18 protein-coding genes and 1 other annotated feature are annotated in these 17,231 nt (G+C 39.5%); of the genes, 5 read left to right on the top strand and 13 right to left on the bottom strand.

Annotated elements, in window-relative coordinates:
* Window positions 1–217 precede the first annotated feature (217 nt).
* Genes BAU15_RS13700 through yidA form a run of 3 tightly spaced genes read left to right on the top strand, consistent with a single transcriptional unit; the run spans window position 218 to window position 3,247 of the window.
* On the top strand, window positions 218–1,051 hold the full coding sequence (locus BAU15_RS13700; protein ID WP_161843296.1) for a lipoate--protein ligase family protein: 834 nt from the start codon (window positions 218–220) through the stop codon (window positions 1,049–1,051).
* The gene (locus BAU15_RS13695; RefSeq protein ID WP_161843295.1) at window positions 1,048–2,415 is read left to right on the top strand and encodes an HD domain-containing protein; all 1,368 of its coding nucleotides are present in this window, start codon (window positions 1,048–1,050) and stop codon (window positions 2,413–2,415) included. Before BAU15_RS13700 ends, BAU15_RS13695 begins: the two co-directional genes overlap by 4 nt.
* A 16-nt stretch (window positions 2,416–2,431) precedes the next feature.
* Complete coding sequence (yidA, locus tag BAU15_RS13690; protein ID WP_161843294.1) at window positions 2,432–3,247, top strand: sugar-phosphatase; 816 nt, start codon at window positions 2,432–2,434, stop codon at window positions 3,245–3,247.
* A 189-nt stretch (window positions 3,248–3,436) separates the two neighbouring features.
* Here the strand turns inward: yidA and BAU15_RS13685 are convergent, their stop codons facing one another.
* Window positions 3,437–3,877, bottom strand: coding sequence for an NUDIX hydrolase (locus tag BAU15_RS13685; protein ID WP_202622745.1), 441 nt, complete (start codon window positions 3,875–3,877; stop codon window positions 3,437–3,439).
* 137 nt (window positions 3,878–4,014) lie between these two features.
* Here BAU15_RS13685 and gloA point away from each other — a divergent pair, with 137 nt between their 5' ends.
* Entirely contained in the window at window positions 4,015–4,389 is a 375-nt protein-coding gene (gene gloA, locus BAU15_RS13680) for a lactoylglutathione lyase (RefSeq protein ID WP_161843293.1), read from the top strand.
* Between the two features lie 224 nt (window positions 4,390–4,613).
* Here the strand turns inward: gloA and BAU15_RS13675 are convergent, their stop codons facing one another.
* From BAU15_RS13675 to BAU15_RS13630, 10 genes are read right to left on the bottom strand one after another with little or no spacing between them, the layout of a single operon-like run.
* Window positions 4,614–5,972 (bottom strand): TrkH family potassium uptake protein, encoded by a 1,359-nt coding sequence (locus BAU15_RS13675; protein WP_161843292.1) that lies wholly within the window; start codon window positions 5,970–5,972, stop codon window positions 4,614–4,616.
* Between the two features lie 41 nt (window positions 5,973–6,013).
* Complete coding sequence (locus BAU15_RS13670) at window positions 6,014–6,652, bottom strand: V-type ATP synthase subunit D (RefSeq protein WP_161843291.1); 639 nt, start codon at window positions 6,650–6,652, stop codon at window positions 6,014–6,016.
* 4 nt (window positions 6,653–6,656) lie between these two features.
* The gene (locus BAU15_RS13665; protein ID WP_161843290.1) at window positions 6,657–8,033 is read right to left on the bottom strand and encodes a V-type ATP synthase subunit B; all 1,377 of its coding nucleotides are present in this window, start codon (window positions 8,031–8,033) and stop codon (window positions 6,657–6,659) included.
* A complete protein-coding gene (locus BAU15_RS13660; RefSeq protein ID WP_161843289.1) occupies window positions 8,026–9,807 on the bottom strand; it encodes a V-type ATP synthase subunit A in 1,782 nt (593 codons plus the stop codon). Before BAU15_RS13660 ends, BAU15_RS13665 begins: the two co-directional genes overlap by 8 nt.
* 19 nt (window positions 9,808–9,826) lie before the next feature.
* Window positions 9,827–10,138 carry a V-type ATP synthase subunit F gene (locus BAU15_RS13655; RefSeq protein WP_161843288.1) on the bottom strand — a complete coding sequence of 104 codons (312 nt, stop codon included), beginning with the start codon at window positions 10,136–10,138 and terminating at the stop codon, window positions 9,827–9,829.
* Window positions 10,128–11,120: a V-type ATPase subunit gene (locus BAU15_RS13650; protein ID WP_161843287.1), complete on the bottom strand. Its 993-nt coding sequence runs from the start codon at window positions 11,118–11,120 to the stop codon at window positions 10,128–10,130. Before BAU15_RS13650 ends, BAU15_RS13655 begins: the two co-directional genes overlap by 11 nt.
* Window positions 11,121–11,132: 12 nt before the next feature.
* Window positions 11,133–11,717 carry an ATPase V gene (locus tag BAU15_RS13645; RefSeq protein ID WP_161843286.1) on the bottom strand — a complete coding sequence of 195 codons (585 nt, stop codon included), beginning with the start codon at window positions 11,715–11,717 and terminating at the stop codon, window positions 11,133–11,135.
* 14 nt (window positions 11,718–11,731) lie between these two features.
* Entirely contained in the window at window positions 11,732–12,202 is a 471-nt protein-coding gene (locus BAU15_RS13640) for a V-type ATP synthase subunit K (protein WP_161843285.1), read from the bottom strand.
* 3 nt (window positions 12,203–12,205) lie between these two features.
* The gene (locus tag BAU15_RS13635) at window positions 12,206–14,218 is read right to left on the bottom strand and encodes a V-type ATP synthase subunit I (RefSeq protein ID WP_161843284.1); all 2,013 of its coding nucleotides are present in this window, start codon (window positions 14,216–14,218) and stop codon (window positions 12,206–12,208) included.
* Window positions 14,205–14,528 (bottom strand): type VI secretion system contractile sheath protein TssC, encoded by a 324-nt coding sequence (locus tag BAU15_RS13630; protein ID WP_161843283.1) that lies wholly within the window; start codon window positions 14,526–14,528, stop codon window positions 14,205–14,207. Before BAU15_RS13630 ends, BAU15_RS13635 begins: the two co-directional genes overlap by 14 nt.
* A gap of 279 nt (window positions 14,529–14,807) precedes the next feature.
* Window positions 14,808–14,856, bottom strand: a sequence feature (sodium ion sensor (DUF1646 type); this cis-regulatory element may regulate processes involved in with the transportation of sodium ions).
* A gap of 172 nt (window positions 14,857–15,028) precedes the next feature.
* Between BAU15_RS13630 and BAU15_RS13625 the strand changes: the two genes are divergently transcribed.
* Window positions 15,029–15,760 (top strand): gamma-glutamyl-gamma-aminobutyrate hydrolase family protein, encoded by a 732-nt coding sequence (locus BAU15_RS13625; protein WP_237580203.1) that lies wholly within the window; start codon window positions 15,029–15,031, stop codon window positions 15,758–15,760.
* 88 nt (window positions 15,761–15,848) lie between these two features.
* Here the strand turns inward: BAU15_RS13625 and BAU15_RS13620 are convergent, their stop codons facing one another.
* On the bottom strand, window positions 15,849–16,658 hold the full coding sequence (locus BAU15_RS13620; RefSeq protein WP_161843414.1) for an aldo/keto reductase: 810 nt from the start codon (window positions 16,656–16,658) through the stop codon (window positions 15,849–15,851).
* A gap of 133 nt (window positions 16,659–16,791) precedes the next feature.
* Window positions 16,792–16,977 carry a hypothetical protein gene (locus BAU15_RS13615; RefSeq protein WP_161843281.1) on the bottom strand — a complete coding sequence of 62 codons (186 nt, stop codon included), beginning with the start codon at window positions 16,975–16,977 and terminating at the stop codon, window positions 16,792–16,794.
* Between the last annotated feature and the right edge of the window lie 254 nt (window positions 16,978–17,231).

The raw sequence follows: 17,231 nt of genomic DNA, 5'->3' as shown, positions 1-17,231 counted from the left end.
AGTTTTACCTGTTTTGTCAATTAAAGTCAATCTTTTTGAAATACACCTGGCATTTGCCGCATAAAAAACGCTAAAGGGAGCATAAAGTCATCTTTTCGTATATAATAATAGACGAAGAAAAGGTCGTAAACGGTATTTATTTCATTTTTTGTCGTCTGTATCGTTTATCCACTTTCTGTTTTTCCAGAGTCTCTATTTCTTTATAAAGGAGCTTTTTATGACAAGTCAAACTTATATAATTGATCAACCTACCCTTACTAATAAAAATCAAACCCTACTTCCTTTTGCTACAACTGATGTTTTAATCGAAGTAGCTGGTCAAAACGCCCACCATTTCTTACATTTTTGGCAGTTGCAACAAACGATGATTTTAGGAATGAAAGATACCCGCGTTGCCGATTTAACTGCGGGACTACGTGCATTAAAAAAAGCGTCCTATTCACCTATTGTCCGTAATTCAGGTGGACTGGGTGTTATTTCAGATGAGGGCGTATTGAATGTTTCCTTGATTCTACCAATCGAAGAACAGGGCCAAAAACGAACGATAGATGAAGGCTATGAAGCAATGTTATCCCTTGTAAGAAAGGCGTTTTCGTCTACTGAGATCGAGGCCTATGAGATTCCCGATTCCTATTGTCCGGGAACGTATGATTTAAGTATTGATGGCAAAAAATTTGCAGGGATTGCCCAAAGACGTGTGAAAAATGGCTTAGCAATCATGATGTATTTAAGTATCACCGGCGATCAAGCGGCGCGTGGAAGAGCTGTCCAACAGTTCTATCAAGCTAGTTTGGGCCAAAAATTTGGCTTAGATGGTTATCCACCTGTTAAGCCAGACAGTATGGAAAACCTTCCCACACTACTCAAAGAAGAAATGACGATTGAGCAAGTGAAACATCAAATTGCGACGGCTTACGAAGCACTCTATGGCTCAGCAAAATTCTATGAATCTACTGATTATATCGAAGAAAAGTTATTACAACCAGCCATTGATCAACATCTTTTAAAGATGAAACAACGAAATGAAATGTTGAAGGAGCTATCCGTATGATGCCGTACAAGCAACAGACTTTACCAATTGAAAAAGTTTTTCGCGATCCTGTCCATAATTATATCCATGTTCAACATCAAGTAATTCTTGATTTGATTAATTCTAAGGAAGTTCAACGGTTGCGCCGAATTAAGCAATTAGGCACCTCTTCTTTCACCTTCCATGGCGCTGAACATAGCCGATTTTCTCACTCATTAGGTGTCTACGAAATTACACGCCGAATTTGTGATTTATTTGAGCGAAATTATTCTCTAGAAAAAATGGGGTCTGGCGGCTGGGATGATCAAGAACGTCTGGTCGCGCTGTGTGCGGCGCTGCTTCACGATGTCGGCCATGGTCCTTATTCGCATACTTTTGAGCATATTTTCCATACCAACCATGAAGCGATTACGGTTGAGATCATTACCTCGCCAGAAACAGAGGTCTATCAAATTCTGAATCGTGTAGAGGCTGATTTTCCTGAAAAAGTCGCTAGCGTCATTACCAAAACTTATCCAAATCCACAAGTCGTTCAGATGATTTCTAGTCAAATCGATGCGGATCGGATGGATTATCTACTGAGAGATGCTTACTATACAGGCACAGAATACGGCACGTTTGACCTAACTAGAATTCTTCGCGTCATTCGTCCTTATGCAGGGGGAATCGCTTTTGCTATGAACGGAATGCATGCGGTAGAAGATTATATTGTCAGCCGTTATCAGATGTATGTCCAGGTCTATTTTCATCCAGTTTCGCGAGGGATGGAAGTCGTTTTAGAGCATCTACTGAATCGAGCGCACGAATTATATCAAGAGGATTCAGAGATTTTTGATCTACATTCACAGTTACTTCTCCCATTCTTGAAGGAATCATTTACATTAGAAGAGTATCTAAAATTAGATGATGGTGTATTAGGAACGTACTTTATCCAATGGGCCGAGGAAAATGATCCGATATTGAGTGACCTAGCGAAACGTTTCCTGAATCGTAAACCATTAAAGTCTGCTACATTTTCTGGAGCAACAGATCAGCCGATTGTCGCAAAATTACAGCAATTAGTGGAAAAAGTTGGCTATAATCCGATTTATTATACGGCTATCAACTCTAGCTATGACTTGCCTTATGATTTTTATCGACCGGAGCAAGGCAGCCATCGGACACAAATCGAAATTGTTAGAAAAGACGGCACGCTGATTGAATTATCACAAGTTAGCCAACTGGTTTCAGCTTTGGCTGGGCAACAACAAGGGGATGAACGCTTTTATTTCCCAAAAGAAATGCTTGACCCAGCGCAAGAAGACCACTATGATTTATTTGATGAGACCTATCAAGAATTTTCAAAATATATTCGCAATGGTGCTTTAGTTAGCCCTGAATTTTAGGAGGATACAAATTAGAATGGCAATAAAATTAGTCGCAATTGATATTGATGGAACATTATTAAATAACCATCATGAAGTAACACCCGAAGTAAAACAAGCATTAAAAAAAGCTGAAGATCGAGGCGTGACGATCGTCCTATGTACTGGCCGTCCCCTTCCAGGTGTGCAACCCCTTTTAAATGAATTAGCGCTTTTAAAAGAAACTGATTATGTGATTACTTATAACGGTTCGCTTGTTCAAAATACGCAAACAGGTGCGGTTATTTCTCGCTATGGCCTGTCTAGTGATGACTTTATCACTGTTGAAGCTATGGCTAGAAGAGTCGGTAGTCATTTACATGTGATTGACGAGAAATTTATCTACACACCAAATCGAGACATTAGCCCCTACACGGTCCATGAATCTTCGCTAGTTGGTATGGCAATCAAATACCGCTCACCTGAAGAAATTATGGCGCAAGTAGAGCCGGTAAAAATGATGATGATTGATGAGCCAGATATTTTGGATCAGGCGATTGCCAAGCTACCAGAATCATTTAAAGAACAATATACTACGGTTAAGAGTGCTGATTTTTATTACGAAATTCTAAATAAAGAAGCCAGCAAAGGAGCAGCGATTGCAAAATTAGCCGCTCATCTGGGGATTAAGCAAGAAGAAATCATGGCGATTGGCGATAACGAAAATGACCTATCGATGATTGAATACGCCGGCGTCGGTGTTGCTATGGGTAATGCCACACCTGCTGTCAAGGAAGCCGCAGATGTGCTGACTACTTCTAATGAAGAACACGGTGTTGCCGAGATTATTAAGCAATACATATTAGAAAAATAAATCTAGCTAAAACAGATTTTTGGGAGGTGACAAAAAACTTGTCATCTCCCCTTTTCTTTCGAATGAATTAGGTCGCTAGAAACTATTTCTGGTCATCCATGTAGATCAATAAAAAACGAAACGAGGAAGAACAAAGCCCAAATAACTGGCTGTTCTTCCTCGCTTCGTTTTATGTATTTATAGGTGCAGTTATTTCTTTAGCCACTCTTCGACAGCCCATTTATGACTGCCTCGTTTTAATTGTTCGATGGCTTCTGCGGGCGAAAGCCACACTAATTGATTGGTCGTTTCAGTAGGTTCGCCTATCTTAGTCCAAGATTTGGCACAATAAAAATAGCCTGGATTGAAATAATAAGTATCGCGATGTCGTGAATAAAAATACTCTTGAGCTTCGCCAATATAACAATCAATGTCGACTGTAACCCCTAATTCTTCAATCATTTCCCGATCGATAGCTTCTTCTTTTGTTTCCTCATTTTCAATTTCTCCGCCTGGCAAGAAAAAGGCCCCATTTGGCGCTTGAACAAGAACCATCTCTTGTCCTTCATTTCGACTAACAATAATATAGGCTGCATAGCGCGCCTGATACTCTTTCCCAATAACCTTCTCCCCAAAAACTGGCATACTCATTCCTTCTCCTCCAACTCATCCTTTCCTATATTTTACAGGAGTAGATAATCAGACACAAGCGCGAAAATCAGCAAACTTAATTTCTTTTGCAACTTATGCTATGATTAAGTTATTAGAGATGAGAGGATGAATTATTTATGAAAATGGCACACACTTGTGTACGTGTAAAAGATCTTGAGGCTTCACTAGAATTTTATCAATCAGCATTCGGTTTTGAAGAAAGCCGTCGTCGTGACTTTCCAGAGCACAAATTTACGTTAGCTTACTTAACGTTACCTGGTGACGACTATGAATTAGAATTGACTTATAATTACGACCACGAAGCCTATAATTTAGGCGATGGTTATGGACATATCGCGATTGCTGTTTCTGATTTAGAAGCGTTACATCAACGTCAAAAAGAAGCTGGATTAAACGTGACGGATCTAAAAGGTCTACCTGGAACAGCTCCTTCTTACTACTTTATCGTAGACCCAGATGGATACAAAATTGAAGTTATTCGTGAAAAATAATTTGTTGAAAAACAGCCTATTTGTTTGAGTAACGAAAAGATTTTGAGCTCCGCTTTCTAGAAAAACGGAACACTGATTATAAAAAAATGAGTGTGCTAAATCTTTTATTACTGATCTGTTTTCGATGGAAATAAAAATGAACCGGTTAGCTCGTCAATTTGACGGCTATCCTGGTTCATTTTTTTGTGTGGTTGTGTTAAATTGTTTTATCAAGTAGTAAATAATTACCCAATCATTACGCTTTCTTCTGGGTATTTGTACTTAACTTCTTGGCGTTGTGCGGTTGTGATTAGTGAAAAGACAACGGTCAACACTCCGACACGGCCAATGTACATTAAAGAGATGATAACTGCTTTACCAATCACAGATAATTCTGGCGTTAGGCCCATGGTCAAGCCAACGGTACCAAATGCTGAAAAGACTTCAAAGGCAATATATTCAATACCAAAGCCTTGAGGAATCGTTTCAGTAATGGATAGAATCATGATTGTTACGACACATAAGGTGAGTGTCAGGAAAAATAAAGTCAACGCTCGGATCACCACCGTTGGACGAATGGTTCGTTCCCTAAATTCTGCGCGTGTTCTTCCTTTAAACATCGAATGCATTTGAATAACTAAAACGCCAAATGTTGTTGTTTTCAGTCCACCAGCTGTCGAACCTGAGGTCCCACCAATATACATCAAAAACATGGTTGTAATTAGCCCAGCATGGCTCATTTGCGCATAATCAATCGAAAAATAACCAGCCGTTCTAGGTGTGACACTCATAAAAAAGGTATTAGCCAGGCGCTCAAAAAAGGATAGATTAGGCGCTAATGCCTGTGCATTATTTTCAGTAAAGAAGAAAATTAGTGTGGCACCGAGTAGAAGCGTACCGGTAACAGCGAGCGCAATTTGCGTATGAAGAGAAGGACGTTTCTTTTTCTTGTAGTTTAAGACATCTCGCCAAACAAGAAAGCCTAACCCACCAGAAATAATTAAGGCAGAAATCACAAGAATCAAATAAATATTTGATTGATACTCTGCCAAGCTTGTCCCTAACAAGTCAAATCCCGCGTTACAAAAACTAGATACCGAATGAAAGATACTATACCAAATTCCTTTAAGCCAACCAAATTTTGGAATAAATACGATTGAAAGTGCGAGAGCCCCCAGCGATTGAATAGCCGCTGCTAGCTTTAAAATGTAGAGCATCAAGTTCATGACACCAGACATTTCATCTAGATTTAAGGCCTCTCGTAAGACAATTCGGGTACTGAGGCTAACTTTCTTTTTGGCAAGAGTGAAGAAAAGAATGGGCATCATCATAAAACCCAAGCCACCAATTTCGATTAATAATAGAATTAGAAATTGTCCTAATTCATTCCAATGCTCAACGGTGTTAAGTGTCGTTAAGCCTGTCACACAAACCGCTGAAGTTGCCGTAAATAAGGCATCAATAAACGGTGTCCAGGTTCCTGTGTGACTAAAAAATGGGAAAGTTAATAATGTCCCACCAAGAAAAATCAGAACTAAAAAACCAAAGGCTAATAATTGAACGGCGGTCAGATGTTTCGATTGCTGCCGTCTTTTCTTCTTCATTCTTCCGTTGCTCCTTTTTCTACAAGCGCGAATAGACTAACTTAGTTCTTTGAGTCGCTCATATTTTTTACTTTAATCAAGCGTGTCACTTCTGCTCGTTCGTTTTCTTCTAATTTCATCTTAATTGCATAGATTGTTTCTTCAAGCTGTGGAATAGTCATATATTCTAGTGCATTCACCCGACGTCTGGTTTTTTCAATCTCACCAGATAGCAGTTGGCAGGTTTTCTCGATCTCCGTTAACTCTAGGAGTTTAGGTAAATTTTCTGTAAAACGATCAATTGCCCGGTCCAACTGTTCATTGGAATTTAAGTAGCCGTAATCCAAAGGCGCTTCGCCTAGATGTTCATCGTAGCTGAAGCTCATGGCTGGTACTTTGACACTCATAATATTTTTTTCAACTAAATCTAGCGTAATTTTTTCGGCAGGCAGGATGAACATTTCTTCAATAAAGCGTTCATCAATTGAAGCATTTGCCAAAATAAAGCCTTGCATAGATTGTTGAAGAGTCTCCTCAACTTCTTTTCTCAAGGTATTATTTTTACGAATGAGCAGGATGAATTGGCGCATCAGTTCATCTTGTTTATCTTTCAACAATTTGTAGCCCCGGCTAGCGGTCGCCAATTGTTTTTTTAGACGAGTTAATTCCATCCGTGTAGGGTTGACGTTTAATTGCACCATTTTGTCACTCCCCTTCAGGTAAATATTGGTCTAGCATATCGTCTTTAATTCGTTTTAATTCCGTTCGTGGTAACATAGCTAATAGTTTCCAACCTAAGTCAAGAGTTTCCTCAATTGTCCGATTGGTAGTAAAGCCCTGATTGATATAATCTTTTTCAAATTGTGTAGCAAACTTGGCATACGCTCGGTCACTATCAGATAATGCTGACTCACCTAAAACCACACCTAATTCTTTGGCCTGTTTTCCTTGAGCATAAGCCGCAAATAATTGATTCATTGTCGCTGCGTGGTCTTCCCGGGTTTTTCCTGGGCCAGTCCCTTTATCTTTTAGACGAGATAATGACGGCAAGACATCAATCGGTGGCTGAATCCCACTCTTATATAATTCACGAGAAAGAATGATTTGTCCTTCTGTGATATAACCAGTTAAATCGGGAATTGGATGCGTTTTGTCATCTTCTGGCATCGTTAGAATTGGAATTTGAGTCACAGATCCTTTTAACCCACGAATCCGTCCAGCGCGTTCAAAGAGCGTTGCTAAGTTCGTATATAGATATCCTGGGTAACCTCGTCGACCAGGTACTTCTCGACGAGCGGCCGAAATTTCACGAAGGGCCTCACAGTAATTGGTCATGTCCGTCATAATAACTAAAACGTGCATGCCTTTTTCATAAGCTAAGTACTCAGCAGCTGTTAATGCCATACGTGGCGTCGCAATCCGCTCAATAGCAGGATCGTTGGCTAAATTCATGAACATTACTGAACGATCAATGGCGCCCGTTTGACGGAAATCTTCCATAAAGAATTCGGCTTCTTCAAAGGTAATTCCAATCGCTGCAAAGACTACCGCAAACTCTTCATCACTATTAAGTACGTTAGCTTGACGAGCAATCTGAGCGGCCAACTCTTTATGAGGTAAGCCTGAACCAGAAAATACTGGCAGCTTCTGACCACGCACTAGAGTGTTTAAATGATCAATCGCAGAAATCCCAGTTTGAATAAACTCATCTGGATAATCTCTGGCAACAGGATTAATAACCTCACCATTAATATCAACCATTTTTTCTGGTAAAATCTCAGGACCATTATCTTTCGGACGACCTAAGCCATCAAACACTCGGCCAATCATATCTTCAGATACGGCTAACTCTAAGGGATGTCCCAAAAAGCGTACAGCAGAATCGCGTAGATTGATACCGCTCGTTCCTTCGAAAATTTGGACCATCGCTTTGTCTTCATGCACCTCTAGAACCTGGCCACGACGAATTTCGCCATTTTGCATTCGGACTTCGATAAGCTCTTCATATTTTACACCAGAAACTTTATCAACCGCCATCAAAGGACCCACTACTTCACTAATTGTTCGATATTCCTTAATCATGGGACATTCCTCCTTCTGCGATAATTTCTTGCATTGTTTGTTTGATTGACTGTAAATAGCCATCCAATTTATCTAGCTCTGTTTCAGGAATATATTTGCTTCTCGCAATCCGATCACGTAAAGTGACAGTTCCTGACATAATTTCATTCAAATATGAACCTAGTTCTAGTGCACGCTGTCCTTCTTTTTGGAAAGCGAGAATCATTTCCAACATCTTAAATTGTTTTTCTCGAGAAGTAAAGGTATCCACATCATCAAATGCATTTTGTTGTAGATAATCTTCACGAATTGATTTGGCCACTTCTAATGTTAAACGATCTTTATCTGATAAAGAGTCTACCCCTACTAAACGGACAATTTCGTTTAATTGCGCTTCTTCTTGAAGAATACGCATAGCTGTAGCAACCATCTCAGACCAATCTGCTTGTAAGGCTTGATCCATATATTTGCCGACTTCTGTCGAATATAATGAATAACTTTGAAGCCAATCAATTGAAGGGAAATGGCGTTTTTGTGCCAAAATAGAATCTAGTCCCCAGAAAACTTTTACTACGCGTAGCGTATTTTGGGTAACGGGTTCTGAGACATCTCCTCCAGAAGGTGAAACGGCACTAATCGCTGTAATACTACCTTCTCGGCCTTCAGAGCCTAACGCAATCACTCGGCCAGCACGCTCATAATATTCAGCTAAACGGCTACCTAAATAGGCTGGGTAACCTTCGTCCCCTGGCATTTCTTCTAAACGACCACTCATTTCTCGAAGTGCTTCGGCCCAACGAGAAGTTGAATCTGCCATAATTGCGACACTATAGCCCATATCACGGAAGTATTCAGCAATTGTAATCCCTGTATAGATGGATGCTTCACGGGCGGCTACTGGCATATTTGAGGTATTCGCGATTAGGACTGTCCGTTTCATCAATGATTCCCCTGTTTTTGGATCAATTAGTTCTGGGAATTCATTTAGAACGTCGGTCATTTCATTTCCACGTTCACCACAACCTACATAGACCACTAAATCAACATCTGCCCATTTCGCAATTTGGTGCTGAACAACGGTTTTTCCGGCTCCAAATGGTCCCGGAACAGCGGCTGCTCCCCCTTTTGTGACTGGGAAAAAGGTATCAATAACTCGTTGACCGGTAATCATTGGTGCATCCGGGTTTAGTTTTTCTTTAATTGGTCGACTGCGACGAACCGGCCATTTTTGCAACATTGTTACTGCTCGTTCGCCAGTTTCTGTTTCTAATACGCAGACTGTTTCATCAATCGTAAATTCACCATGATGAATTTCTTTGATTGTTCCACTCAGACCGTTTGGTATCATAATTTTATGCAAAATAATCTTTGTTTCCTGAACCGTTCCAATCACATCACCTGAGCTGACAAAATCGCCAACTGATTTTGTTGATTCGAAAAGCCATTTCTTCTCATGATCTAAGGCTGGAAGCTGCACACCTCTAGCAAGGAAGTTACTTTTAGTGATTTCCATAAAAGTATCTAATGGACGTTGAATCCCATCAAACATCTGAGATAAAATTCCGGGAGCTAGTTCAACAGATAAAGCTTCCCCTGTTGTCCGCACCACTTCGCCAGGGCCAATCCCTGAAGTTTCTTCATATACCTGAATTGATGCAACGTCGCCGCGCATCTCGATAATTTCTCCAATAACACCCAAATCCCCGACGAGACACATATCTTGAATACTAGCATCAGACATGTTCTCAGCCATGACTAAAGGACCGGATACTTTAATAATTTTTCCTTCTTGCAAATTCCCATCTCCTTTTGTCTTATAGAATATTCTGTCCAACTGCTCGTTCTACATTGCGCTGAATCTCAGCCAAACCTGTACCTAATGTTCCTTTGTGATTAGGGATTAGCACAATGGCCGGTGAAACGGCTTCTTTGTAGCGTTCAATCGTTTCTTGCGCCATAGAAGCACATTCTTCAGTAACATAAATAACACCATAGTCGTTCTTTGCCATCTCTTCAATACTCTGACGAACGATTTGACTAGTGTGTCCGTAACGCACATCAAAACCAAATAATTTAAATGGTAAGACAGAATCCTTATCCCCGATTACGCCAATATTATACGCCAAGCTGTCTCATCCTTTCTTTTATCTTATCTGTTGAAAATTGCCCACGTTTGCCAACTACGATCGTTCGTAGATTTTTTGCTTCGACTTCTTTTGCTTGTAAAAAAGCAAGTAAAGGCAAAGGTCCAAAGGCTGCTGTTTGTGCTTGTTGATAAAGACTAGTTAAGTAATTTTGCGTGCACGTTTCTAATTGAACAAAATCAATTGTTTCTTCCTGCAAAGCAGGGGCTAAGATATCCCCATAAACGGAAGCTTTTAAAAAGACAATAAATTCACGCATCGAAGCTTCTGCATAGGATAAAAATGTTTCTTTTGTAATTCCACCAGAGCTAGAGAGAACGGTTGTCATAAACGCGGTACTACGATTTTGTCTTAACCCTCGAGCAACCGTCGAGATATTCGTCAGGTCAATAAACGCAGTCACTTCTTCTAACAGCTCAGGAGAATTAAGCTCCTCAGCAATCTGTCGCTGTGCAGTTAAAAAATGACGATCATAAATCACATCAATCCCTTGAAGAATTGTTGATTCTTCGAGATACTCAGTGACTTCTCTGATACTCTTCATGATCAGTTCAGGTAGATAAGCCGATTCTCCTGTTGAGATGGCTTCCTTCAACCAATCTATTGCATACAGCCCATCATCAATTGTTAAATAATCTAAGTCCTCATTAATAAAAGAAGCTTTACTAAGGACCTTTAGATTATGAAAAGTGAAGCGCATTGTATACATCCAAATGATTTCTTTTTGTGGGGAAATTTCTACTAGCCAGCGAAATAACTGGCTTCTTTGATCAGCTAAATTCTTCTCGAAGTCATGTTCAAAACCTTCATAGATAAATGGTCGATAGATAGTTGTAGAAAGAATCGTGCCCACTTCTTCAATTGTTTTGGCCTGAATTAAGCGATCAAAGGTCTCTTGTGGCAACAATTCCAATTCTTTTCCACGAATTAACGGATTAACCGTATGGTAATCGGCTTGCTTCAATTAAATCCCCCCTTATCCAAACAAGTATGTCGCCATTTCAAAACGCATCTCATTTTCAATATCTTGCAAAAGATTATTGTATAGAAAATTATATTGAACACCGGCATCATCAACTAAAAAACCAGCTTTATTGACGAGCTTCTCCTCCGACAAAGTCAATGTATAAGGCAGTGCTTGATTCATTTCTGTCAGCCAAGCGTCAGTAAAATAAGCAGCGGTCTTCTCACCAGCTAAAAATAATTGTTGGCCAGTCAATGGGAGGGTTAATAAAGCAGCCTGCGCGAATGAACAATGCTGCTCCTCAGTCCAATTCTCCATCTCCTGCAACGCTTCATTGAATAAACGGCTAAGAAATTGTTGCTTCTCAGTTAGTAGCTGTTGGCGATTATCAATCTGTTGCCGATTTTCTATTTGTTTGTATTGTTGTTTTACTTGTTGCAGGCGTTTTTGTCGTCTTTGTTGTTCTTCTTGCTCTATTTGCAGCTTCTCTTTTTCGAAATTCTGCGTTTGTTGCGCTTTTTCAGTTGCTTCAAGCACAGCTCTTTCTTCGCTTGCTTGCGTATTCATTTGTTGGATAATCTTTTCAATTGAATCCATCCTCTAGCCCCCTATTACACGTTTAGGACAAGTAGGAAAGAAATTACTAATCCCAAAATCGCATACGTTTCAACCATGGCAGCATAGATAATTCCTTTTGTCGCATGCTCTGGTTTTTTCGCAAGAATTTGAATCCCCGCAGCGGCAACACGTCCTTGGGCAATCCCAGAGAACAAACCTGTAAAAGCAATCGGTAATGACGCACCAAAGTAACCTAAACCATCAATAACACTCATATCACCTGATAAATTAGTGAAAATTAAGAAGGCAATAACGAAACCGTAAAGTCCCTGAGTCCCTGGTAACAGCTGTAAAATCAAAGCTTGTCCAAATTTTTCTGGTTGACTTGTCGTTAGTGCAGCCGCAGCTTCACCGGTCATACCTACACCTTTTGCTGAACCAATTCCTGAAAAAATTGTTGCAGTTGCCATAGCTAATATAGCGAAAACAATCCCGCCATTTTCTGTAATTAAGTAGTTAATCATTGTTTATATTTCCTCCTGTGAGTTCGTTTTTTTGGTTTCAATATTGACATATTTTTCTGCCGTTTTTAAAGGCACAAACGGTCTACCGCCGCCTGAGTAAAATTTACCAAAGTATTCTACATATTGAAGACGCGCGCCATGCACATACGCACCTAGTAAAGATAAAAATAAATTTAAGCCGTGTAATACAAGAATTAACACGATACCAATGGTAAATCTCGCAATTGGTGGCATAAACGCTACCAGCAAATTAAATGCCGAAGCAATACTTCCCCCTGAGATTCCTAAAGCCATTAAACGAGTGTAGCTGACTAAATCGCCAATATAACTCGTGATCCCATATAAATTATAGGCTCCCTTGGCCGCACCTTTCAGTTTAGAAGGTGATTGAATAATTGGAATGATCAAGATAGATAATGCTGATAAACCAGCGATTATTGCACCAACCATCAGTAAAGCTTGGTTATCCAGCAACAAAGCACCGACTGCTGCTAAAGCAATCCCAATCAAAATCCCTTGCCAAGAAAATCCATTACTAATCGCTGACAAATATTCCTTGCGTTTAATGTGCTCTTTACCCGCAATAAACAGCCCTAAAAGAATTTGAATAAAGCCGAAAATTACAGATAAAATCAGAATTGTTTGCATATCATCTGTCGTTGAAAGAATTGGAAATGGCAGTGTGACACCAAAAACGGTTTTTGGTAAAGCCATTCCGAAGAATGAGCTATACACAAAGCCCCATAAAATCGTTGGGATTGATAGAATTTGGAAAAATTTGACAAAACGAGCGGTTCCACGAGGGAAAACCATCAATTTTTGTGCTCCAATGGTGCCCAAAAGCATCACTAGGCCATAACCAATATCGGCAACCATCATGCCAAAAAAGACAAAGTAGAATGGCGCCATCCAAGGCGTTGGATCAATTTCGCCATATTTAGGCAAGCTATACATTTCTGTTAACATTTCAAACGGACGAATCAGCGGATGATTTTTTAACTTTGTCGGGATTTCTGTCCCAATTTCATCCGATGTAGGTTCTTCAAAGCTGATATAAATAGCTTGTTCCCCAAATTCTTTCTCGCATTGAGTGAGTAACTGGTCTTTGTCTTCAACAGCGACCCAACCTTGAATGATTGTCAGATGTTCTGCTTGGACCAATTGATTTTTTACTCGTTCCCGTTCAAGATGAGCAAGATAGACCTCTTCTGCCCATTGCAGATCACGAAGCTGTGCGGCTCTATCACCAATCATCGCAGCCAATTCTTTTTCTTGTTGAACCAAGGTAGAAATTTCTTCTTGAACTAGCTGTAATTCCTTCTTAGGTGACTCATTATAAGGATAATCAACCTTCGTAAAATGGAACTGTGAAAGAATCTCATCAATTACTTTTTGTTGGTTATTTAGATAAACCAAGCCAATATAAGTCTCATTTGGATGATGAAAAAGCTCTTCCACATAAGCCGTTGTCTGTTGATTAAGGGCCTCAATAAATTCCACTTGGGCGGTTTCACGTAAACTACCTATCGTGATTTTTGTTTTAGTTGAGTCAAATTTACTTGGATTTATATCTAGATATTGCCAAGTTGATAGCCAAGTTTCTTTCTCATAGGCCTTACTTTTCTTTTCCTGTACGGCCGTCCATTCCTTCTTAATTTGCAAGATACTTTTTAAATCTTCAGCAAATTGTGTTTCATCAAATGGTTCTTCTAATTCATTCAAAGAGAGCGCTTGTCTACGCAGACCCGTTTTCTTTTGATTGACGGAGCCATTGCGTTGCATGAACAAAATCGCCTCTTCAATTTGTAATAAAAGAAAGTTTGTCTCTTCTTCATTAGTTCTTGCTTTTTTTTCAAAAGCGCCAGAAAAATAGTCTTCTACCCAAAAATTACTCGCGGATTTATTTGATAAATCGCGGACTTCAATCGCCTGCAATCCTTGAAGTATTTGCAATACCTTTTCCAATTTCTTTTTTTCTAAAATTATAGACACTTTTTCTATTTTAGAGACGGCCATAGGTTTGCTTCACCCTTTCAATAATTGCCCCGACTGCCTTTGATTTTTTTTCGTCATAAAGTTGTTGATAACTCGCGCGTTTTTTTTCAGCAGTCAAAAGCAATTCTGCGTTTTCTAATTGAAGAGCCTCTTTTAGATTTGCTTCAAGTTGTTCAACCTCTTGAGCTGTTTCTTTTTGAGCTTGCTCTTTGATTTTTTGCAGCGTTTGCTCTTGCAATTCATTTTCTACTTTTAGCTTAGTAATAAGCGCTTCTTTCAATTGTTCATTTTCTAGTTCTGCAGCTTGAATCTTTTTTATTGCTTCTAACATTACTTTCACATCCTTTTCTCTACAGCAAATGTTTTTATTAAGTGGCAGAATCTGCCTCTCGCACTAATCGACTATTAAGTCACTCTTCTGAAATTGCCTCGTACAAGCTAAGAGCTTTTACATGTAGTGAACTGTTTCAGTTCACACAATCGCTCTACGCCTACCATCCCACTAGTGTACTTATATAAGTGGATTGGCAAAAAAAGACACTGAACCTTATTTAGAAAGTCCAGTGTCTTTGAAATGACATCGATTAGCTGGCGGACTTATCCCTCTGTGTTCTTCTCACCCCTTGAAGAACTGAATCCTTGAAAGCTTTCGCCCAACCATTTTTATTCAGATATGTTTTGAGTATACCAAATAATTGAGCAAAAGAAAACATCTTTCAATGGTCAAAGCTTGGTCTAAATGAGACTAGTTTGTGAAAATATCTTGGGAACTCTTAAATGTTTTGTCGTGCGAATCAGCATGTTACAATAGAAAGGAAAAGGAGTGATTTTGTGAAACAACCAATTATTGGAATTGCTGGTAATCAGCTAATTCATGCGACAGAGGTATTTAATGGAAATTTTGTTACTTATACACCACAAGGTTTTGTAGATGGTGTTTTAGAGGCAGGTGGCTTACCGTTCATTTTACCGATTAGCCATCCAGATACCGCTAAAGAATATATTAAAAATATAGATAAATTGTTATTAGCTGGCGGGCAAGACGTCAGTCCGCGTCTCTACAATGAAGAGCCTCATCCGAAATTGCAAGAGACCAACTATTCGCGAGATATTTTTGAAGCAGCTTTAATTAAAGAAGCCATCAAGCAAAAGAAACCGATTCTTTCTGTATGCCGTGGCACGCAGTTATTGAATGTTGTTTTAGGGGGCAGCCTTTACCAAGATTTGTCTCAATATGAACAATGGTCGGTCAAACATGAGCAACAACCGACTGCACCACAATTTTCTACGCACCGAATCAACGTGGCGCCCAATAGCCGAATCAGTCAACTTGTTCCTGATAATTCTTATGTCAATTCCTACCACCACCAAGCGATTAAGGATGTTTCACCTAAATTAATTGCGACAGCTTGGTCAACCGATGGATTAGTCGAAGCAGTTGAGGCTGATGACGGGTCTGCTATCTTAGGCGTTCAGTGGCACCCAGAACTAACGCATCACGTGGATGAAAAAGAACAGAGAATATTCGATTACTTTGTTAATGAGATGTCTGTTGTTGGATAAATCCGACTAGTCAAAATAGATACAGAGTAGAAAAAAAGCATTTCTTGAGGTACGTATAAAATGCGTGCTCAAGAAATGCTTAGTTTGTTTAAAAATCAAATGAGTCTGGATCAGATCCTAATCGTTCATCAATATTTAGCTCGTTAATTTGTTTAATTTCTTCTGGTGTTAACGTAAAGTCAAAAACATCGAAGTTTTCTTTGATACGACCTTCATGAGATGATTTTGGAATCACGATAATATCGTTTTGTAAGTGCCAACGAATGATTACTTGGGCAGCTGATTTGCCATATTTTTCACCAATTTTGACTAGCTCAGGTGTTTCTAAAATCGTCCCTTGCCCTAATGGAGACCAAGCCTCAACGGCAATTGATTCATCATCTAGATACTTGCGTAAAGGTTCTTGTGTCAGCGTTGGATGAATCTCAATTTGATCAACTAAAGGTTTGATTGTTGCTGTTGTCATCAAATCTTCGATATGATGTTGATGGAAGTTAGAGACACCAATCGCTCTTGCACGACCACTGGCATAAATTTCTTCTAATGCTTTCCACGAATCTTTGTATTTTCCAGCGACTGGCCAGTGAATCAAATACAAGTCTACATAATCCAAGCCTAAGCGCTCAAGACTATCGTCAAAAGCCTTCAGAGCAGATTCATAACCTTGGTCATCATTCCACAGTTTTGTCGTAACAAAAATATCTTCTCTCGGAACAGACGAGCGACGAATCCCTTCGCCTACGCCCTTTTCATTTTTATAGACCTTCGCGGTATCAATCATTCGATAACCCGCTTCAAGCGCCCACTCCACTGCATCAGCTGCTTGACTGTCTTCAACACGCCATACACCAAGCCCTAAACGAGGCATTTTCAAACCATTAGTTAATTCCTTATACATATTATCCAAAAGAATTCCTCCTTCTTATTTCTACTCTTCTATTTTCTAATTTATTTTGTCCAACGTCAATTATTTCGATTATCATTTTGCAATAGGTACCACTCGTGTGATCCTATGTGAGACACGATGGAGGCTATTGAAAAAGAAAAGAAAGCCCATCATCAATATCCTTGAAAAGCTGACACCCAAATGGCGCATCTTGCAGATAAACAGGAATGCCAACAGTGACGACTGAAATAGCCAATAAAACCAATGTTTGGATCGAGCCAAAACCGAGTTCTTGACCGATGAAAACACCACAGTTTTCTGATTTCATCATTCATAAACTGTTATTTAACACAGGCTAGAGATATAAAATAATCATTTTTTTTGCTACTAGTCTTCATTCGCACACTTTTTATTAAGAACAGCCAGGTGAAAAAGCTAATTTTGAAAGAAAAACCTACTAGGCAATGGATTCTTGCTATTTGACGCGCTTCTAAAAATTTCTGAAAGTGTGCGAATAGCCACTAGTGAGAAAAAACAGTGAAACCTTTATGCGAATGAGGAACAGGACTAGATATAGATTTTATT

Source organism: Candidatus Enterococcus huntleyi, assembly GCF_009933175.1.
Lineage (GTDB): Bacteria > Bacillota > Bacilli > Lactobacillales > Enterococcaceae > Enterococcus_K > Enterococcus_K huntleyi.
This window is presented reverse-complemented; position numbering and strand designations above follow the sequence as displayed.